Below are 20,270 nucleotides of genomic sequence, written 5' to 3'. Positions count from 1 at the left end.
GTAGCGGACGCATGCAAGAAATCAATTGCCCAAGTTGCGGCGCGCCGGCGGCCTTTCGCTCGTCGGCCGCCGTGATGGTGGTGTGCGAGTACTGCCACAGCACGCTGCTCAAGGACGCCGACACGGTGAAGGACATCGGCAAGATGTCCGCCGTGCTGGAGGACTACACGCCGCTGCAGCTCCATACCTCGGGCCAGTGGGACGGCCAGGGCTTCACGCTGGTCGGCCGCATCCAGCTGCGCTACGACGCCGGGCTGTGGAACGAGTGGTATGTGCTGTTCGACGACGGCAGCGACGGCTGGCTGGCCGATGCCTCCGGCCAGTACATGCTGACCCGGCGCGTCACGGCCGAGCAATCCGCCGCCCAGCTCAACGGCGTGGCGCTGCCGCGCCATGACCAGCTCACGCCCGGCACGCCCCTGTACTTCGACAAGCATCGCTACCTGGCCAGCGATGTGCGCAGCGCGCGCTGCACCGGCGGCCAGGGCGAACTGCCGTTCACGGTCGGCGCGGGCTGGACCGCGCAGGTGGCGGACTTCCGCGACGAGGGCCGTTTCCTTACGCTCGACTACGCCGACGGCGATCCGCCGGCCATCTATACCGGCCAGGCGGTCACGCTCGACCAGCTCAAGTGCCAGCTGCTGCGCGAGACCGACCAGATCGCCGGCACCGCCGACCGCTATCGCGGCAAGGCCGTGCCGCTGGCCTGCCCGGGCTGTGGCGGCGCCATCGCCTACCGCGCGGGCGTGGCCAGCTTCGTGGTCTGCCCGAGTTGCCACAGCGAGATCGATTGCACTACCTCGACCGCGCTGGTACTGGAGAAGCAGCGCGAGCTGGATGCGCTGCAGACCAGCCTGGCGCCGGGCGATACCGGCAGCATCGATGGCAAGCCCTACACGGTGCTGGGGCTGATGCAATGCACCGACAACGACGAGGAAGAAGCCTCCACCTGGGTCGAGTACCTGCTGTTCAACGAGCAGCGCGGCCTGATGTGGCTGGTCGAACAGGACAGCGGCTGGGACCGGGTCGAGGTGCTCGACACCTGGCCGCGCATGGTGTCCGGTACCACCGCGAGCTACCAGGGCCAGACCTTCCAGCAGGGCTACGACTACGAGAGCGAGGTGCTGTACGCGGCCGGCACCTTCAACTGGCGCGTCACGGTGGGCGACACCACGCGCCTGACCGAGTTCGGCAAGCCCGCGCGCCGGCTCACGCGCGAGACTTCCGATACCGAGATCGTCTGGACCTTGTCCACCACCGTGCCGCGCTCCCAGGTCGCGCTGTGGTTCAAGTCCAGCCCCGGGCTGGCCGAGGCGGCCCGGGCCTCGCCCGGCACGCGCGCGGGCAGCACGGATGACCTCGCCTTTTGCCGCAAGAGCGCCAAGGTCTACGCCATCCTCCTCGCCATCCTCAACGTGCCGGTGGCCCTCGTCACCGACCGGGGATGGTTCACCATCGTCGTCGGCTTCCTGCTGCTGTGGGCGCCGATCTGGCTGGTCCAGCGCTGGGCCGGAAAGGACTAAGACAGCGTGCGCCTGCTTTACCTCGTCTACGGCATCATCGTGCTGTTCGGCACGACCTTCTTCAACATCGGCGATACCGGCCGCTCGGGCTCTTCCTCGGGCTATAGCAGTGCGCGCGGCTGGAGTGGCGGCTCTTCCGGCTCCGGCGGCTGGTCCTCCGGCGGCGGACACAAGTGAGCGCGCAGGCATGAATGCGCCGGCGTTACCCTGTCCGGCCGTGCTCGGCCACCACCTGCTGGCCGACCTGCAAGGCGTGGCCAGCGAACTGCTGGCCGATGCCGCCTTGGTCGAGCGCGTGCTCTACCAGGCGGCGCAGGCCGCCGGCGCCACCGTGGTCGATGCGCGCTTCCGGCACTTCGGGCCGGGCCTTGGCGTGACCGGGGTGCTGCTGCTCAAAGAGTCGCATATCAGCATCCATACCTGGCCGGAATATGGCTTTGCCGCCGTGGATGTCTTCATGTGCGGCGCCGCCCGGCCCGAACTGGCGGTGGAAGTGGTGCGCGCGGCCTTCGCGCCACGTACGCTCACCTTGCGCGACCAGGCACGAGGACCGGCCCCGGCCTGAGCCGTTTCGTCCGGCTTCGGGATAGCTGGCAAGACCCGCCCCCATGGTCTACACTGCATAAAACCCTGTAATTACTACAGGGAATTTACATGGATGCAGAAGTGACCTGGAGTCGGCATGCGTATCGGTGAACTGGCAAAACACAGCAGTTGCGACGTGGAAACCATCCGCTACTACGAGCGCGAGGGGCTGCTCGACGCACCCCAGCGCGAGCATAACGGCTATCGCCGCTATGGCGACAGCCATCTGCTACAGCTCAATTTCGTGCGCCACTGCCGCTCGCTGGGCATGAGCCTGTCCGACGTCCGGCGGCTGCGCGACTTCGAGCGGGATCCGACACTTGCCTGCGACGATATCAACGCCCTGCTGGATCGCCAGATCGAGCAGATCCATGCGCAGCGCGTTGCGCTCGAGGCCCTGGAAGGCCAACTGCGAGCGCTGCGCCACACCTGCGACCAGCCCCATCCGGCCAGCGAGTGCGGCATCCTGCAGAATCTGCAGCAGGCCGCGGCCGGCGCCGCCTGCGAATGCCATCCGCATGCCGTGGATCAAGGCTAGGGTTGCGCCCCGGTACTGAATGGTGCCGGCTATGCTACGATTCCTCAACTTGCCGCGCACCAAGCTGGTGAAAAGCGCGGCGGTACGGTCCCGCGACGAGACGTTTGAGTGAGCCATTGCTCTCATCGATCCCGCCGCGTGGCGCGCTTTTCCGAATTTCCATCCAATAGTTGCCGCACGTAAATGACGCTTAGCTGCCTGTCGCTGACCGCTGTCGAGCTTGCCCGTATCGGGCAGGCCGGCGCGTCCGCGCGCGTGGCGCAGGCGCCGCGCGCGCAAGCCAAACAGGCTATTGCCTGCCGCCGGATCAGCGCACCGCTTGATCCTGCCCGGTTCCCAGCCTGACGTCCCCCCAACGCAGGCAAGCGCCGAACCGGGCCGAGTCACTCCCTGTTCGCGGTTTTCCCGCCGTTCCTGACGGCCCCTTATTCCATGACCTGGCAGTGCCCGGAGCCGATCCATGACGGATCGCCCCAGCCGCCCTGGGTCGCCGCATCGCCACCTAGCGAGGATTCATCATGACGGCTTCGTCCAAGCAACAACCGACCCTTTACCTTACCGAGCTCGACGTAACCCGCCTCGAACGCATTGCCGGGCGTGCCGGCGCCGCCCCGCTGGCCGAGATGCTCGACAGCATCCTGGAGCGCGCCGCCATCGTGCCGGCCGATGCCATTCCGAAGGATGTCGTAACCATGAACTCCAGCCTGCTGTGCGTGCTGGAAGGCGAGGCCACCCCGCGCCGCTGGACCCTGGCGTATCCGGACACCGCGGATTTCGACGAAGGCCGGCTGTCGGTGCTGTCGCCGATCGGCCGCGTCCTGCTGGGCGCGCGCGCCGGCCAGACCGTGAGCTACCGCCTGCCGGACGGACGCGAGCAAAGCGTCACGGTGGTCGAATTGTCGTTCCAGCCCGAGGCCAACGGCCAGTACACCGTTTAAGGCCGCAGTAGCCACATTCAGGGTATCTCGCGTGCGCTTTCAGGACGCCGGTCGCGGCGTCCTCGCGCGCTGCAGGCAGCGCTGCGCACACCGTCCCACGGGGGCGCGCGCACCGTTCACCGGCGCCAGACGGCCTCCAGCCTGGGCTGGCAGGCTATCGCGCCGCGCGCCAGGCGCTTGCGCCACTCCGTTTCCACGTCCCGGCAGCGCCATCCGGCGGCTAATCCGCGCCGTTCGTCCGCACTTCCAGCGTTTCACGACTCGCAACGCACCATTCGTCGCAGTGGTATTTCTCCTTGCGCGCCCAGCCACTAATCTTCAGTCCGTGCTCGCATAGCAACATAGATTGCCAAAGAGCAGCAAGTAACTGCGGCTTAAAACAAAAAGCGACGAAACAATCAGTTGAAGGAGTCCCAAATGAATGCCAAACGCATCCTGGGCAGCGCGTTAGCAGTGCTTCTGGTGGCCGGATCGGCCGCGGCACTGGCAGCCCCTGCCACCAGCAAGGTCGGCAAGTTCGACGTTTATGCCGATGCGTTGCGCACCGGCAAGTTCGATACGTTCGTTGACGGCGCCAAGGCCGGCAAGTTCGATACGTTCACCGACGGCGCCAAGGCCGGCAAGTTCGATACGTTCACCGACGGCGCCAAGGCCGGCAAATTCGATACGTTCACCGACGGCGCGCGCGCCTTCAGTGGTGAAATCTCAGCCAGCTCGCTGGACAATTCGCGCTCCGGCGACGGATCGCTGTACGGCTACAAGGTCTGATCCAGACCTCGTGTTACCAGGCGGCCACTTAGGTGGCCGCCTCGGTTATGCACCTGTTTTCCCGCTTTATCTCCCACCTGCCCGGCTGACCTCCTCCTCCTTCTCTCTCCCGCCGGGCGGGTGATTTTTCCCCGCCGCTCCTGCTGTACCTCCCGCTGTACATTCAACCCCTCCGGCCGTTCCGCAGTTCATCCCGCTTTATTCCATAGCGCCTCAAAGGCTGGCACGCGCCCGTCATTCCCGCTCGCGCCGGGGACGCCGGCGCCCGATCAGGACATAGAGCAAGGGAACCGCCAGCGCGCCGATCACGGTCGCGCCAAGCATGCCGCCCAGCACCCCGGTGCCGACCGCGCGCTGCGCCGCCGCGCCCGCGCCGGTGCTGATCGCCAGCGGCACCACGCCGAGGATAAAGGCCAGCGATGTCATCACCACCGGACGCAACCGCTGCCGGGCGGCCTGGCTGGCGGCTTCGACCAGCCCCATGCCGCCGCGGCGCAACTGCTCGGCGTACTCCACCACCAGGATGGCGTTCTTGGCCGCCAGCCCCATGATCACGATCCCGCCCACCTTGAAGTAGACGTCGTTCGGCATCCCCCGCAGCCAGATCGCCGCCAGCGCGCCAAGCAGGCCCGCGGGCACGATCAACAGCACCGCCAGCGGCAGGGTCCAGTTTTCATAGAGCGCCACCAGGCACAGGAAGATGAACAGCAACGACAAGGCGAACAGCCAGGGCGCCTGCGCGCCGCTTTGCTGCTGCTCGAAGGCGCGCCCGGTCCAGCGCACGTCATAGGTGCCGCCCAGTTCGCGGACCATGGCCGTGAGCCGCTCCATCGCCGTGCCGGTGCTGTGGCCCGGCGCCACGTCGGCGTTGATGCGTACCGAGGGGAGTCCGCTGAACCGCTCCAGTGTGGCTTCACCCTTGCCCCACACCAGTTCGGCGAAGGCGCCGAGCGAGACCATGCCGCCGCGCTCGTTGCGCACGTGCACGCGCGACAGGTGGGCAGGGTTCATCCGGTAAGGCGCGTCGGCCTGCAGGATCACCCGGCGGATACGGCCTTCGCGCGCCACTTCGTCGACGTAGCGCGAGCCCAGCGTGGCGGACAGCGCATGGTGGATGGCCTCGGGCTCTACGCCGAAGCTGCGCGCGCGCTCGTAGTCGATGCGCAGGTCCAGTGCCGGCGCGGGCTGCGCCGTGGTGGCACGGACCTCGCCGAGCGCGGGTTCGTCCCTGGCCGCGGCAAGCAGCTTGTCGCGGGCGGCGAAGAGCGCCTCGCGTCCGGTGCCGGGCTGTGCAACCAGCCGCATGTCGAGGCCGCCGGTGCTGCCCAGTTCGGGCAAGGTAGCGCCGCCATAAGCGTAGAGCTGCGCGCGTCCCCGCCCTGGCCAGTCCTCCAGCGCGGCCGTCATCCTCGCCAGTATCACGTCAGCGCGCTCGCTGGCACCGCGCCGCTCCCAGTCTTCCAGTGCCAGGTACAGGCTGGCGCGCTGTTCGCCGCTGCCGGAATTGCTCCAGCCCAGCACGGCAAAGGTAGAGCGCACCGGATACTTGCCGGCCTGCAGCCACTTCTCCAGCGCCGCCACGGTGGTGCGCGTCTCCTCCTGGGTGGAGCCTGCCGGCAGTTCCACATCGATCACAAGTTCGCCCGTGTCCTCGTCCGGCAGGAAGCCGGCGGGGATCTGCCATATCAGCACGCCGCCAGCGACCGCCAGAGCCAGGTAGATGCCCAGCCAGCGCAGGCGGCGGCGCTGCAGCGCCTGCACCCCTCCAGCATAGCGCGCGGTAAATGCCGCGAAACCGCGCTCGAACCACGCCAGCGGCCCGCGCACCGGATGCGGCGCATGGCGCAGCAGGCTGGCGCACATGGCCGGCGCCAGCGAGAGCGCGAAGAACAGCGAGAAGGCAATGGAGATCGCCAGCGTGATGGCGAAATGCCGGTAGATCACGCCGACCGCGCTGCCCATGAACGCCATCGGCACGAAGACTGCGCACAGCACCAGCGTGACCGCCAGCAGCGCGCCGGACACTTCGCGCATCGAGCGGGCCGCCGCTTCCATCGCATCCACGCCTTCCTCGCGCATGATCCGCTCGACGTTTTCCACCACCACGATGGCGTCGTCCACCAGGATGCCGATCGCCAGCACCACGCCGAACAGCGTGATCACGTTCAGCGAGAGGCCGAACGCGTACAGGCAGGCGACGGTGCCAAGCAGCGACACCGGCACCACGATCACCGGAATCAGCGTAGCGCGCAGGTTGCCCAGGAACAGGTAGAGGATCAGGAAGACCAGCACCGTGGCTTCGCCCAGCGTGGTCAGCACGCGCCAGATGGAACGCTCGACAAACTGCGCGCTGTCGGACGAGATCTCATAGCGCACGCCCGCCGGAAAACTGCGTGCGGCTTCATCGAGCGCCGCGCGCACGGTGCGCGATGTGGCCAGCACATTGGCGCCATCCGCCAGCTTGAGGCCGATCGATGCCGCGACGTGGCCATCGTGGCGCGAGCCGTAGCGGTAGTCGCTGGCACCCAGTTCCACCCGTGCCACGTCGCGCAGCCGCACCAGCGAGGCGTCGCTGCCGCCGCGCACCACGATGCGCTCGAACGCTTCCGGATCGCTCAGCGGCCGGGGCGGGCGCACCAGCGCCTGGAAGGGCTGGCCCGGCACCGCCGGCGCGCTGCCAAGCTGGCCGGGCGTGACATCGCCGTTGCGCGCCCTGATGGCCTGCTCCACGTCCGCGGCGGTGAGGCCGTAGGCGTTGAGCTTGTCCGGATCGAACCAGATGCGCAAGGCGTACTCGGATCCATAAGGCTCGGCCTTGCCGATGCCGGGCAGGCGGCGCAGCATCGGCAGCAGCGAGCCGGCGGCGAAATCGCCCAGCGCGGTTTCGTCGAGCTGGCCGCCATCGGAGACCAGCGAGACATACATGAAGGGGCTGCTGCTGGCCTGGTCCACAAAGATGCCGCCGCGGCGCACCGCTTCCGGCAAGAGCGGTTCCGCCTGCATGACGCGGTTGCGCACGTTGACCTGCGCCAGCTGCGCGTCGGTGCCCTGGCGGAAACCCAGCGTGATGGTGGCGGCACCGCCCTCGCTGCTGGCATCGAGGTAGAGCAGGCCGGGGATGCCGTGCATCTGCTGCTCCAGCACGGCGGTCACGGCGTCCTCCACGGTGCGTGCCGAAGCGCCGGCATAGTCGGCATAGACGATCACTGTGGGAGGCGCCACCGCCGGATACTGGGCGATGGGAATGCGGGTGAGGGCGATCAGGCCCGCCACCATGGTGAGGATGGCAATTACCCACGCGAAGGCGGGCCGGCGAAGGAAAAAGGACGCCATGACAGATTCGGTTGTCTGGCACCGGCGCGACAACGGGCCGCGGATCCGGTGCGATGGAACGTGGGACGGCGCGCTAACTGTCCGGATAGCGCCGTGAGGCGGAACAGCAGGAGGGGAGAGGGTTGCCGTGGGGTCCGGCGCCCCTAACGGGCAGGCGGTGCGAAACCACGCAACAGTGCCGCCAGCAACACCCGCTGGCGATGCGCCAGCGGCTGCCGGTCCTCGCGCGGCAGGTGCTCGAAAGTGATGTCGAGCGCGGCCAGTCCGTGAACGGCGGTCCACAGCGCGTCGGTGACGTCGCCGGGGTGATGCCCGGCATCGATCAGCGCGGCGGCCTGCTGGTCGCACACGCAAGCCAGCAGCACGGCGGCCACCGGGTCCTCGGGGAAACGCTCGCGCCAGCGCTGGTCGATGGCGCGTTCGGCATCGGCCGGCAGGCCCATCATCATCATCAGGTGATAGCTGTGGCGATTGGCCAGGGCCCACGCCACGTAAGCGTCCAGCACCGCCGGCAGGACCCCGGAGGGCGCGCCGGCGGCGGCCCGGGCCTCGGCCAGCGCGGCCGCCAGCCGTACCCAGTCCTGCGCGCACACCTCGAACAGCAGTGCGGTCTTGTCTTCGAAATGCCGGTAGATGGCAGCGGCGCTATAACCGCAGCGCTCGCCGATGCGGCGCAGCGTGACCCCGGCGAAGCCAGCCTCCGCGAACAGCGCGCGGGCGGCGTTGAAGAAGGCCTCGCGCACGCTCTCGCGGCGCTGCGCGGCGCCGCCCGCACGTGCAGCGGGCGGCCGCACAGGCACGCCGGCGCGCGCGGCAAGCGGCACGGCTGGCGCGCTGCCGGACGGCACGGCGGCGGGCTGGGCTTGCAGGCTGTATTGCGGCGGGCGGGCGGAGGGCATGGCCGCGATTATAAACACTCAGTCACTTTGTGAACAATGTTTACACCACGGATCAGGCACTTTTACTTTCCCCGCCCTGGTGGGGGGACGGGCTTCCGGCCGGTTGCCATCGGCCGGTCAAAGCGGACGCGCGGGGCTCAGAGTTGCCGGGCTGCGAAGGTATCGCACTTGCGGATATCGCCGGTAGTCAGTCCCTGGCGCAGCCAGCGCGTGCGCTGCTCGCTGGTGCCGTGGGTGAATGCTTCGGGGACGACGTAGCCCTGGGCCTGCTTCTGCAGCCGGTCGTCGCCGATGGCGGCGGCGGCCTTGAGGCCTTCTTCGATATCGCCAGGTTCCAGCAGTTGCTGGTTCATGCGCTCCGCGGTGGCGGCCCACACGCCGGCCAGGCAATCGGCCTGCAACTCTACGCGCACCGACAACTGGTTGGCCTGCGCCTCGCCCATGCGGCGGCGCGCGGCGTCGACCTTGCCGGACACGCCGAGCAGGTTCTGCACGTGGTGGCCGATTTCGTGGGCGATCACATAAGCCTGGGCAAAGTCGCCGCCGGCGCCGAAGCGGCGGCGCAGTTCATCGTAGAAGGCCAGGTCGATATAGACCTTCTGGTCGCCCGGGCAGTAGAAGGGCCCCATGGCCGACTCGCCGGTGCCGCAGGCGGTGGGCGTGGCGCCTGAGAACAGCACCAGCGTGGGCGGCGCGTAGCGGCGGTTGAGGTCAGTCTCGAAAATATGCGACCAGGTGCGCTCGGTGTTGCCCAGCACCTTGCGCACGAACACCGTCATCTGGTCGTTGGCGGGCGGATGGCTGGGCACATGCTGCTGCTGCGGCGCCTGTTGCTGCGAACCCTGCAGCACCGAGGCGCCCTGCATGATCACGGAAGGATCGATGCCGAAGAAATACGACGCCGCCAGCGCCACCAGGATGGTGCCGATGCCGAGCGTCTTGGGCCCCGCGCCGAAGCCACCGAAACCGCCGGAACCTTCTCCCCGGCGGTCTTCTACATTCTGGCTTTCGGCTTCGTCATCGAGACGCATGGTGGCTCCGCATTGCTGGTTGATCGCTGTGGCCGGACAGTGGCCGCAGTGTGTCGATCAGTATAGCAACGGCGTTGGCGCCGGCGCATGCGTGTGGTGTATCAGGCCGTAACCGCCGGCACCGTGCTGCCGGCGCCAAGCGCAAGCGCCTTTCCCGGCTCCGTGCCACCGATCTCGGCCACCCGCAGCAGGTTGGTGGTGCCGCCCTGGCCGAACGGCATGCCGGCCGCGATGGTGATCTGGTCGCCCGGCGCGGCATAGCCTTCGGCCAGCGCGGCGCGGGTGGCCGCGTTCACCATCTCGTCGACACTTTGCACATCGGGGCTGACGGTGGAATGCACGCCCCAGGCAAGCGCCAGCCGCCGCGCGATCTCCAGGTTCGGCGTGATGCTGACGATGGGGGCGTGCGGCCGCTCGCGCGCCGCGCGCAGCGCGGTGGAGCCCGACGAGGTGTAGGTCACGGTGGCCACCGCGCCGATGATCTGCGTGACTTCACGCAGCGCGGCGCAGATCGCGTCCTGCCGGGTGGACAGCGGTGCCTCGTGCTGCGCGTCCAGCAGGTTGCGATAGAGCGGATCGCGCTCCACCTCGGCGATGATGCGGTCCATGATCGCCACCGCCGGTACCGGGTGGCGGCCGTTGGCCGATTCCGCCGACAGCATCACCGCATCGGCGCCATCATAAATGGCGCTGGCCACGTCGGAGGCTTCGGCGCGCGTGGGCACCGGCGAATCGATCATCGATTCCAGCATCTGCGTGGCGATGACGATGGGTTTGCCGTGCTGACGGCAGATGCGCAGGATGCGTTTCTGCACGCCCGGCACACGCTCTGGCGGCAGCTCCACGCCGAGGTCGCCGCGCGCCACCATCACCGCATCGGAGACGCGCACGATTTCTTCCAGCTGCTGCAGCGCGGCGGGCTTCTCGATCTTGGACAGCACGCCGGCGCGGGTGCCGATGATCTCGCGCGCTTCCACGATGTCGGCCGGACGCTGCACGAAGGACAGCGCGATCCAGTCGGCGCCGAGTTCCAGCGCGAAGTCGAGGTCCTTGCGATCCTTCTCGGTCAGCGCGGGGATCGGGATCACCGCGTCGGGCACGTTGACGCCCTTGCGATCGGAAAGCGTCCCGTGGTTCACCACGCGCGTGACGATGCTGCCGCTGGCCACCGACTCGATCTTCAGCTGCACCTTGCCGTCGTCGATCAGCAGCGACTGTCCCGGCGCGGCAACGCGGAACAGCTCCGGATGCGGCAGGTGCACGCGGGTAGCATCGCCCGGGCCGGGATCGCTGTCGAGCACGAACACGTCGCCGGCCTTGACCGCGACCTTGCCCGCGGCAAAGGTACCGATGCGCAGCTTGGGCCCTTGCAGGTCGGCCAGCACGGCGATGGGCCGGCCGGTCTCGGCTTCGACTTGGCGCACGGCATCGTAGCGGCGCTTGTGGTCGTCGTGCGAGCCGTGGCTGAAGTTCAGGCGGAATACATCCGCCCCGGCTTCGAACAACTGACGGATCACTTCGATGTCGGTGCTGGCCGGTCCGAGCGTGGCAACGATCTTGGCTTTGCGCTGGCGTCTCATTTTGTCTCCTCTTCCAATCTCGGGCGGCGCGCCCAGGGCGCGCCCTTGTTCAAACACGTGGCTTACACGATCAGGATGGCGCGGAAATCATTCACGTTGGTACGGGTCGGGCCGGTGACGATGAGGTCGTCCAGGCCGGCGAAGAAACCGTAGCCATCGTTGTTGCCCAGGTGCGCGCGCGCAGACAGTCCGCGCGCCGAGGCACGGTTCAGCGTATCGGGCGCGAGCAACGCACCGGCGTTGTCTTCGGAACCATCGATGCCGTCGGTGTCGCAGGCAATGGCATGCACGCCCGGCAGGCCGTCCAGCGCGACGGCGAGCGCCAGCAGGAATTCGGCATTGCGCCCGCCGCGGCCGCTGCCGCGCACGGTCACCGTTGTTTCGCCGCCGGACAGGATCACGCAGGGCTTCCGGAACGGCTGGCCGTGCCGCGCGACCTGGCGCGCGATGGCGGCATGCACCAGCGCCACGTCGCGCGATTCGCCTTCTATGCTGTCGGACAGGATGTGCGCCTCGAAGCCAAGTTCGCGCGCACGCGCCGCCGCCGCTTCCAGCGATTGCTGCGCGGTGGCAAGCGTGGCGCTGCGATGGCCGTCGAAACGCGCGTCGCCAGGCTTGGGCGTTTCGCCCGCGCCGCTCTCCAGGTGCGCGCGCACATTGGCCGGTACTTCGATGCCGTACTTGGCGATCACCGCCAGCGCGTCGGCGCAGGTGGTGGCGTCGGGCAGGGTTGGGCCGCTGGCGATCAGCGTGGGATCGTCACCGGGAATATCGGAAATCAAAAGGGTCTCGACGCGTGCCGGCGCACAGTGCAACGCCAGGCGCCCGCCCTTGAGCGCCGAGAGGTGCTTGCGCACGCAATTCATCTCGCCGATGTTGGCGCCGCTCTTGAGCAGCGCGCGGTTCACGGCCTGCTTGTCGGCGAGCGTGATGCCGGGCGCGGGCGCGGCCAGCAGCGCGGAGCCGCCGCCGGAGATCAGGCACAGCACCAGGTCGTCGGCGGTGAGGCCCCTGACCAGTTCCACCATGCGCTGCGCGGCGCGCTGGCCGGCTTCATCGGGCACCGGGTGCGCGGCTTCCACGACCTCGATGCGGCGGCACGCCGCGCCGTGTCCATAGCGCGTCACCACCAGCCCCGACAGTTCCCCTTGCCAGTGCGTCTCCACCGCCTGCGCCATCGCGGCAGCCGCCTTGCCCGCACCGATTACCACCGTGCGGCCCTTAGGCGGCGGCGGCAGTTGCGGCGGCAGGCAATGGCTGGCGCTGACGGCGGCGACCGCGGTATCGAACAAGTCACGCAGCAACGCGCGTGGATCGGAAAGACCGGCCGGGCGCTGGGGCACCCGCAGGGCGGAGTGGGAATCGGTGGCGAGCATGACGGAATCCGGAAGTGCGGCTCCCCCGGCCGCGCACGGCCGGGGAATGATGCTGGCCTGCCAGGGCAGGCCATGATGGTGCTGCTGGCTTACTTGGCGCCGCCCTTGGCGATCTCATGGTTGGACATGATCTCGATGGCGCGGCACAGTGCCGAGTGATCCTGCTTGGCCCAACCGTTGGCGGCGCAGGTGTTGAACAGCTCTTGCGCGGTGGCGGTATTCGGCAGCGCCACGCCCAGCGCCTTGGCGCCTTGCAGGGCAAGGTTCAGGTCCTTCTGGTGCAGCTCGATGCGGAAGCCCGGATCGAAGGTACGCTTGACCATGCGCTCGCCGTGCACTTCCAGGATGCGCGAAGCCGCGAAGCCGCCCATCAGCGCCTGGCGCACGCGCGCCGGATCGGCGCCCGCCTTGGAGGCGAACAGCAGCGCTTCGGATACGGCCTGGATGTTCAGCGCCACGATGATCTGGTTGGCCACCTTGGTGGTCTGGCCGTCGCCGTTGCCGCCGACCAGCGTCACGTTCTTGCCCAACAGGTCGAACAGCGGCTTGACCTCGTCGAACGACTCTTGCGGACCGCCCACCATGATGGTCAGCGATGCGGCCTTGGCGCCCACTTCGCCGCCGGAAACCGGTGCGTCCAGGTAGGCTGCGCCCAGCTTGTTGATGCGCGCGGCGAAGTCCTTGGTGGCGATCGGCGAGATCGAGCTCATGTCGACCACGATCTTCCCGTGCGCGGCTTCCTTGCCGGCAGCCTTGAGCGCTGCAGCGACGCCCTTCTCGGCGAACAGCACGGCTTCCACATGCGGGGTGTCCGGCACCATGATCACGATGATGTCCGCGCGCTTGGCGACTTCCTCGGCGCTGGTGCAGACGGTGACGCCGGCATCGACCAGTGCCTGCGGCGCCGGGTTGACGTCGTGCACGAACAGCGTGTGGCCGGCTGCGCGCAGGTGGCCCGCCATCGGTGCGCCCATGATGCCCAGGCCGATGAATCCGACGTTGCGTTGGTTTGCCATGTGATGTCTCCTTGATGCGATCGTTGAATGTTTGTGGGTTTACTGGTTCCGCTTACTGCACGCCGTGTTCCGCGCGCCAGCCCAGGCCTTCGGTGGTGGTCGTGCGCGGCTTGTACTCGCAGCCGACCCAGCCGCCATAACCGATCTCGTCGAGCCACTTGAACAGGAAGTGATAGTTCAGCTCGCCGGTGCCCGGCTCGTTGCGGCCCGGGTTGTCGGCCAGCTGCACGTGCTTGATCTTCGGAAGATGCGCTTTCAGCGTGGCGGCGATTTCGCCTTCCATGCGCTGCATGTGATAGATGTCGTACTGCACGTAGAGGTTGGGCGCGTTGACCTGTTCGATCAGGTCCAGCGCCTGCTGCGTGCGCGACAGGAAGAAGCCGGGAATATCGAAGGTGTTGATCGGCTCGACCAGCAGATCGATCTGCTCGGCGGCGAGCGCCTGCGACGCGAAGCGCAGGTTTTCCACCAGCGTTTCCTGCGCCTGCTCGTGCTTGACGTTCTGCGGCTGGATGCCGACCAGGCAGTTCAGCTGGCGCACACCCAGCACCTTGGCGTACTTGATCGCTTCGCCCACGCCGTCCTGGAACTCGCCCACGCGGTCCGGGTGGCAGGCGATGCCGCGTTCGCCCGCTTCCCACTTTCCGGCCGGCAGGTTGTGCAGCACCAGGTCGAGCTGGAAGCGGTTGAGCCGGTCCGCGATCTGGTCAGCGTGGAAGGCGTACGGAAAAAGGAACTCCACGCCGCGGAAGCCCGCGCGCGCGGCGGCTTCGAAGCGGTCGAGGAAGGCCACTTCGTTGAACAGCATGGTCAGGTTGGCGGCAAGTTTTGGCATAGATGTCTCCGGATGACTTGTCTTGTGGTTCCGCTCGCGCGGATGCGGTGATTGGGGGCGCGCTGATGCAGCGGTACTGATTTGCAGAAAGCGCGCGGGCTCATGGCCCGCGCTTGTCAGCCTGCGATGCTTACGCCGTTTCCACTTCTTCGCGGAGGATGGCTTCCTCGATGTCTTCGATCGGCTCGAACTCGTTGATGTTGTCGATCTCGGTGCCCATCGCGATATTGGTCACGCGTTCCAGGATCACTTCCACCACCACCGGCACCGAGAACTCGGCCATCAGGTCGCGGGCTTCGGCAAAGGCCGGTGCGATGTCCTCCGGCTTGAACACCCGGATCGCCTTGCAACCCAGGCCTTCCACCACCTTCACGTGGTCCACGCCGTAGCCGTTGAGTTCGGGCGAGTTGATGTTGTCGAAGGCGAGTTGCACGCAGTAGTCCATCTCGAAATTGCGCTGCGCCTGGCGGATCAGCCCGAGGTAGGAGTTGTTCACCACCAGGTGGATGTACGGCACCTTGAACTGCGCGGCCACAGCCAGTTCTTCGATCATGAACTGGAAGTCGTAGTCGCCCGAGATGGCCACCACATCCGATTCCGGCGAGGCCACCTTCACGCCGATCGCGGCGGGAATGGTCCAGCCCAGCGGGCCGGCCTGGCCGCAGTTGATCCAGTGGCGCGGCTCGTTGACGGACAGGAACTGCGCGGCGGCGATCTGCGACAGGCCGATGGTGGACACATAACGCACATCGCGCGGGAAGTACTGGTTCATCTCGCGGTACACGCGCTGCGGCTTGACCGGCACGTTGTCGAAGTCGCTCTTGCGCTGCATGGTGCGGCGGCGCTTCTGCACGTCCGCCACCCAGCTCTTGCGGCACGGCAGGCGGCCGGCCATTTTCATTTCACGCGCCACTTCCACGAACTGTTCCAGCGCGGCCTTGGCGTCGGAGACGATGCCCAGGTCCGGACCGAACACGCGGCCGATCTGGGTAGGCTCGATATCCACGTGCACGAACTTGCGGCCCTTGGTGTAGACCTCGACGCTGCCCGTGTGGCGGTTGGCCCAGCGGTTGCCGATGCCGAGCACGAAGTCCGAGGCCAGCATCGTGGCGTTGCCGTAGCGGTGCGAAGTCTGCAGCCCGACCATGCCGGCTTGCAGCGGGTGGTCGTCGGCCAGCACGCCCCAGCCCATCAGCGTGGGGACCACCGGCACGTTGACCAGTTCGGCGAATTCCACCAGCAGCTCGGCCGCATCGGCGTTGATCACGCCGCCGCCGCACACGATCAGCGGGCGCTCGGCCGCGTTGAGCATGGCGATGGCCTTCTCGATCTGCGGGCGCGAGGCAACCGGCTTGTACGGGGCGAGCGGCTGGTAGGTTTCCGGATCGAACTCGATTTCGGCGACCTGCACGTCGAAGGGCAAGTCGATCAGCACCGGACCCGGACGGCCCGAGCGCATCAGGTGGAAGGCTTGCTGGAACACTTGCGGCACCAGCGCCGGCTCGCGCACGGTCACGGCCCACTTGGTCACCGGCTTGGCGATCGATTCGATATCGACGGCCTGGAAGTCTTCCTTGTACAAGCGGGCGCGCGGCGCCTGGCCGGTGATGCAGAGAATGGGAATGGAGTCAGCCCAGGCCGAGTACAGGCCGGTGATCATGTCGGTGCCGGCGGGACCCGAGGTGCCGATGCACACGCCGATATTGCCGGCCTCCGCGCGGGTGTAGCCCTCGGCCATATGCGAGGCGCCTTCCACGTGGCGGGCCAGGAAATGGTCGATGGTGCCGGCACGGCGCATGGCCGAGTAGAACGGGTTGATGGCGGCGCCGGGCACGCCGAACGCGGTAGTGATACCTTCTTTTTCCAGCACGGCGATGGCCGCGTCGACTGCTCTCATCTTCGGCATGTCTGTCTCCAATCGTTGATGCGATGTTTTGTGAAAAGCTGTGAATTCCTGCGAATCACTGTTGGAGCCCATGCTATTCCCGCAAGCGGGTTGGGATAAAGGGAAGGGAGATCAGTTGATTCGATACCTGTGATATGGAATACGGCCGCGCGGCACTGAAACCACCGTCGCCGGACGGTGCCGGGCCCGCGCTATTGCCATACGTTGTGTGACGGCAACGATACGTGGGAATTCGCGGTAAAAGGCCTGCCCACGCCCCCGGCGCCCCCCCGCTTGGCGCGCCAAATGTCGACAATGTGCGGGTATCGCGCCAGTGCTCGCGCACCGCGTGGAACCCTCCATTGCCAACCGAATCGCCATGCTGACCAGGCTCCCTCCCACCCGAGAGCTGCTCGACGCGCTCAAGCGGAAGCCGCCCGCCGTATCCGATACCGCCGGTTCGCCCGCGGCCGCCATGAACCTGGAGCGGCTGCAGCGCGGCCTGCTGGGGCTGTTCTGGGCTTGTTCGCTGGCCGCGCTGCTGGCGACCGGCGCGGTGCTGTACACCAAGTACCAGATCAGGCAGACGCCGGCGCCGTGGCAGGCGCGGATGGTCTATTGCCTGCTGGGGGGCAGCGTGGCGGGACTGGCTGCGCTGCTGCTGACGCACCTGCCCGCGCTCGCGCGCAGGCTGCGCGATCCGCTGGGCCAGCTGGCCGACCAGGCCGACCGGCACGATGAGGCGGAGAGCGCGCTGCTGCGCGCGCTGGCGCGGATACCGGCCCAGGGGCTGCGCGCGCGGGCCCGGCGCGTGCACGTGCAACTGCGGATGTGGGAAGGGATGACGAAGACGATCGGGCTGCTGCTGGCGGCGAGCCCGTTCGCGCTGGCGCTGGTCACCGGGCTGGTCGAACTGCCGCACAAGGGCGGCAGCCTGTTGCCGCTGCTGTCGCTGTACGGCGTAGCCTTCGTGCCCGGCGCGGCGCTGACGCTTTTCCTGCAACTGCAGGTCAGCCGGCCGCTGCGGCGGCTTGCCTATGTGCTGGCCGAAGCGGCCGAGATCAGTTCGCAACTGGGGCGGGCGCCCGTGCAAAGCGCCGGCGCGCCGGCAGTGGCTGCCATGGCGGCAGCCGTACCCGTTACAGCGCCAGGCCCCGCGGTACCGTCGCCGGCGCCTGTTCCACCGGAGGTCCGCGACGCGCGGACGCCAGGGGATCCAGGCTCGGTTTCGTCCGCGCAACCGAGGGAGGCGGTGGAGGCGGTGGAGGCGGAGAGCGCAGCAGCGGGTCCGCCCACGCTATCTCACGCGGTCAGGTAAGTCTGCGCCAGGCGGACCCAGCAGGCCGCGCCCAACGGCAGCACCCGGTCGTTGAAGTCGTAGCCGGGGTTATGCACCATGCAGCCGCCGAACTCGCCTTCGCCATTGCCCAGGATCAGGTAGCAGCCCGGCACCTCGTTCAGCATCCACGCGAAGTCCTCGCTGCCATTCAGGCCCTTGGGCGCTTGCGTCACGACCTTGTCGGCGCCGACAAGGTCCCTGCAAACCTGCTGCGCCAGCTTTGTTTCGCTTTCCGTGTTGACCATCGGCGGCGTCAGCTGGCGGTAGTCGATGTGCGCTTCCACGCCATGCGCCTGCGCGGTGAGGATGACGATCTCGCGGATGCGCTGCTCCACCAGCGCGCGCGTTTCCGGGCGCGCTGCGCGCACGTTCAGGCCCAGCGTGACCGATTCCGGAATCACGTTGTGGGTCGCGCCGCCGCGGATAAAGCCCACCGACAGCACCGCGGTATCGTCCGGCGCCACGTTGCGCGCCACCACGGTCTGCAGCGCGGTGACAATGGCCGCCGACGCGGCGATCGGATCGCGCGCGCGGTGCGGCATGGCGCCGTGCCCGCCCACGCCCTTGATGGTCACGTCCGCCACGTCGGACGACAGGCTCACCGGGCCCGGCAGCACCCGGAAGCTGCCGGCCGGCACGCCGGGCATATTGTGCAGGGCGAAGACCGCGTCGCACGGGAAGCGCTCGAACAGGCCGTCCTCGATCATGGCGCGCGCGCCGCACAGGTTTTCCTCGTCGGGCTGGAAGATCAGGTTGAGCGTGCCGTCGAAGTCGCGGCTGTCGGCCAGCGCCTTGGCGGCGGCCAGCAGGATGGCGGTGTGGCCGTCGTGGCCGCAGGCGTGCATCTTGCCCTGGTTCTTGCTGGCATACGGCAGGCCCGTGGCCTCGACGATCGGCAGCGCGTCCATGTCGGCGCGGATGCCCAGGCGGCGCTTGCCGTTGCCCACCCTGAGCTGCCCGACCACGCCGCTCTTGCCGATGCCGGTGTGCACCTCGTAGCCCCAGCTCTCCAGCAAGGTGGCAACGAGCTTGCTGGTGGCGCCCACCTCGAAGCCGAGTTCGGGCTGGGCGTGGATCTGGCGGCGGATGCCGATAAAGGTGTCGGCGTCGATCTGGATCTGCGGCAGCAGGTGCGGCAGCAACTGGAAGGGAGTCAGGCTGGGTTCGCGGGTCATTCTGTATTCCTTGGCTACGAAACGGCAGGGGAGGAAAGGCTCAGTCTTCTCAGGTTTCGCGGATCGTCAGCACCGCGAGGATGGTCACCGTGCCGCAGGCCATCATGTAGAAGGCCGGCGCCATCGGGTTGCCAGTCCTGGCCAGCATCCAGGTGACGATGAACTGGCAGGAACCGCCAAACACCGTCACGCCCACCGCATAGATCACGGACAGTCCGCTGGCGCGCACGTTGGCCGGCAGGAGTTCCATCATCATCAGCAGCATCGGCGTGGAGCCCAGGTAGACGCTGGCGGTCAGCAGCGCGGACAGCGACAGCACCAGCGGCACGCTCGGGTAATGGGTCATCAGCCAGAACGCCGGATAGAGGCACACCAGCGTAAAGACCATCGAGCCCAGCACCAGCGGCTTGCGGCGCGGCAGGCGGTCGGCCAGGGTGCCGGCCAGCAGCGACATCACCAGGCACACCACACCCGTCACGCAGCCTGACAGCAGCGACAGCGACGGCGGCAGATGCAGTTCCCGGATCATGTAGGTGGGCATGAAATACACCACCAGATAGGTGGCGACCGTGCCGCCGATAATGGTCAGGATGCCCTTGACCACGGTGCCGCCATGCTCGCGGAACAGCGTGCCGAGCGGGCTTGGGGCGTGCGGCTGGGCCGTGTGCGTCTCGTCCAGGTGCGCGCGGATATACAGCCCCACCGGCGCGATCAGCAGGCCCAGCACGAAGGGCACGCGCCAGCCCCAGCTCTCCAGCGACGCCTGCGGCAGCGCGCCATAAAGAATGGCGGCCGTGAGCGCGCCCAGCGTCGCCGCGATGCCCTGGCTGCCAAGTTGCCAGCTGACGCGAAAGCCGCGGCCCTTGACGCCGCCGGACTCCATCAGCATGGCGGTGGAAGCGCCGATCTCGCCGCCCAGCGAAAAGCCCTGCAGCAGGCGGCCAGCCACGATCATCAGCGGGCCGAACAGCCCGGCGAAAGCGTAGGTCGGGGCGAAGGCAAGGCACAGCGTGCCGAGCACCATCAGGCCGATGGTCAGCGTCATGGCGGCCTTGCGTCCGTGGCGGTCCGCGTAGTTGCCGATCACGAAGCCGCCCAGCGGCCGCATCACGAAGCCGATGCCGAACGTCGCCACCGCCAGCAGCAGCGAGCCGTAGGCGCTACCGGACGGAAAGAACAGTTTGCCGATCAACAGGGCGAAGAAGCTGTAGACGGTGAAGTCGTACATTTCCAGCGCATTGCCGATCGAGCAGGCGGCGATCAGGCGGAACTGGCTCTGGCGGGCTGGAGTGGCGGATATCGCCTGGGCAGGCGCCAGCGAAGGCGCGCCAGGCAGGGTGGCATCGTTCATGTCGGTTTCTCCACGAACTTGGTTGGGGGATCGGGCCGTGGAGGCCGGCGGTTGCCTGCGTCCAGCGTAGGGAATGTGGAATCCCTGGCGATGAAGTA

The 20,270-nt window shown here is 67.7% G+C and carries 18 protein-coding genes; 8 read left to right on the top strand and 10 right to left on the bottom strand.

What is annotated here, in order from left to right; translation table 11 throughout:
* The first annotated feature begins 11 nt into the window (after positions 1-11).
* From ACZY0R_RS36010 to ACZY0R_RS35980, 7 genes are all read left to right on the top strand, one after another.
* Positions 12-1,523 carry a DUF4178 domain-containing protein gene (locus ACZY0R_RS36010; RefSeq protein WP_488865201.1) on the top strand — a complete coding sequence of 504 codons (1,512 nt, stop codon included), beginning with the start codon at positions 12-14 and terminating at the stop codon, positions 1,521-1,523.
* 6 nt (positions 1,524-1,529) lie between these two features.
* Positions 1,530-1,700 carry a hypothetical protein gene (locus ACZY0R_RS36005; protein ID WP_488865199.1) on the top strand — a complete coding sequence of 57 codons (171 nt, stop codon included), beginning with the start codon at positions 1,530-1,532 and terminating at the stop codon, positions 1,698-1,700.
* A gap of 10 nt (positions 1,701-1,710) precedes the next feature.
* Entirely contained in the window at positions 1,711-2,088 is a 378-nt protein-coding gene (gene speD, locus ACZY0R_RS36000) for an adenosylmethionine decarboxylase (protein WP_488865197.1), read from the top strand.
* A gap of 117 nt (positions 2,089-2,205) precedes the next feature.
* Positions 2,206-2,646: a Cd(II)/Pb(II)-responsive transcriptional regulator gene (locus ACZY0R_RS35995; RefSeq protein ID WP_488865195.1), complete on the top strand. Its 441-nt coding sequence runs from the start codon at positions 2,206-2,208 to the stop codon at positions 2,644-2,646.
* A gap of 183 nt (positions 2,647-2,829) precedes the next feature.
* Positions 2,830-2,991, top strand: coding sequence for a hypothetical protein (locus ACZY0R_RS35990; RefSeq protein WP_276290773.1), 162 nt, complete (start codon positions 2,830-2,832; stop codon positions 2,989-2,991).
* A gap of 173 nt (positions 2,992-3,164) precedes the next feature.
* A complete protein-coding gene (gene rnk / locus ACZY0R_RS35985; RefSeq protein WP_045242295.1) occupies positions 3,165-3,584 on the top strand; it encodes a nucleoside diphosphate kinase regulator in 420 nt (139 codons plus the stop codon).
* Between the two features lie 417 nt (positions 3,585-4,001).
* A complete protein-coding gene (locus ACZY0R_RS35980) occupies positions 4,002-4,352 on the top strand; it encodes a hypothetical protein (protein ID WP_488865193.1) in 351 nt (116 codons plus the stop codon).
* 234 nt (positions 4,353-4,586) lie between these two features.
* On the opposite strand, the gene ACZY0R_RS35975 is transcribed toward ACZY0R_RS35980, so the two are convergent.
* The 8 genes from ACZY0R_RS35975 to gcl form a co-directional block, all read right to left on the bottom strand.
* Entirely contained in the window at positions 4,587-7,685 is a 3,099-nt protein-coding gene (locus ACZY0R_RS35975) for an efflux RND transporter permease subunit (RefSeq protein ID WP_488865191.1), read from the bottom strand.
* Positions 7,686-7,828: 143 nt separating this feature from the next.
* The gene (locus ACZY0R_RS35970) at positions 7,829-8,584 is read right to left on the bottom strand and encodes a TetR/AcrR family transcriptional regulator (RefSeq protein WP_488865189.1); all 756 of its coding nucleotides are present in this window, start codon (positions 8,582-8,584) and stop codon (positions 7,829-7,831) included.
* A gap of 137 nt (positions 8,585-8,721) precedes the next feature.
* Positions 8,722-9,615 (bottom strand): KPN_02809 family neutral zinc metallopeptidase, encoded by an 894-nt coding sequence (ypfJ, locus tag ACZY0R_RS35965; protein WP_488865187.1) that lies wholly within the window; start codon positions 9,613-9,615, stop codon positions 8,722-8,724.
* Positions 9,616-9,716: 101 nt separating this feature from the next.
* A complete protein-coding gene (gene pyk, locus ACZY0R_RS35960; RefSeq protein WP_045242300.1) occupies positions 9,717-11,195 on the bottom strand; it encodes a pyruvate kinase in 1,479 nt (492 codons plus the stop codon).
* A 62-nt stretch (positions 11,196-11,257) separates the two neighbouring features.
* A complete protein-coding gene (locus tag ACZY0R_RS35955; protein WP_488865185.1) occupies positions 11,258-12,571 on the bottom strand; it encodes a glycerate kinase type-2 family protein in 1,314 nt (437 codons plus the stop codon).
* A gap of 89 nt (positions 12,572-12,660) precedes the next feature.
* A complete protein-coding gene (glxR, locus tag ACZY0R_RS35950; RefSeq protein ID WP_441636848.1) occupies positions 12,661-13,587 on the bottom strand; it encodes a 2-hydroxy-3-oxopropionate reductase in 927 nt (308 codons plus the stop codon).
* Positions 13,588-13,639: 52 nt separating this feature from the next.
* A complete protein-coding gene (hyi, locus tag ACZY0R_RS35945; RefSeq protein ID WP_488865183.1) occupies positions 13,640-14,422 on the bottom strand; it encodes a hydroxypyruvate isomerase in 783 nt (260 codons plus the stop codon).
* Between the two features lie 130 nt (positions 14,423-14,552).
* Positions 14,553-16,328 carry a glyoxylate carboligase gene (gcl, locus tag ACZY0R_RS35940; RefSeq protein WP_488865181.1) on the bottom strand — a complete coding sequence of 592 codons (1,776 nt, stop codon included), beginning with the start codon at positions 16,326-16,328 and terminating at the stop codon, positions 14,553-14,555.
* Between the two features lie 358 nt (positions 16,329-16,686).
* On the opposite strand from gcl, the gene ACZY0R_RS35935 reads away from it, so the two are divergent.
* Complete coding sequence (locus ACZY0R_RS35935) at positions 16,687-17,625, top strand: hypothetical protein (protein WP_488865179.1); 939 nt, start codon at positions 16,687-16,689, stop codon at positions 17,623-17,625.
* Here the strand turns inward: ACZY0R_RS35935 and ACZY0R_RS35930 are convergent.
* On the bottom strand, positions 17,610-18,821 hold the full coding sequence (locus ACZY0R_RS35930; RefSeq protein WP_488865177.1) for a M20 aminoacylase family protein: 1,212 nt from the start codon (positions 18,819-18,821) through the stop codon (positions 17,610-17,612). The genes ACZY0R_RS35935 and ACZY0R_RS35930 overlap by 16 nt on opposite strands.
* Positions 18,822-18,870: 49 nt before the next feature.
* Positions 18,871-20,172, bottom strand: coding sequence for an MFS transporter (locus ACZY0R_RS35925; RefSeq protein ID WP_488865175.1), 1,302 nt, complete (start codon positions 20,170-20,172; stop codon positions 18,871-18,873).
* Between the last annotated feature and the right edge of the window lie 98 nt (positions 20,173-20,270).

The organism is Cupriavidus sp. F041, assembly GCF_057814235.1.
Note: the sequence above shows the minus strand (reverse complement) of the source record. Positions and strands in the feature narration are given on the sequence as shown.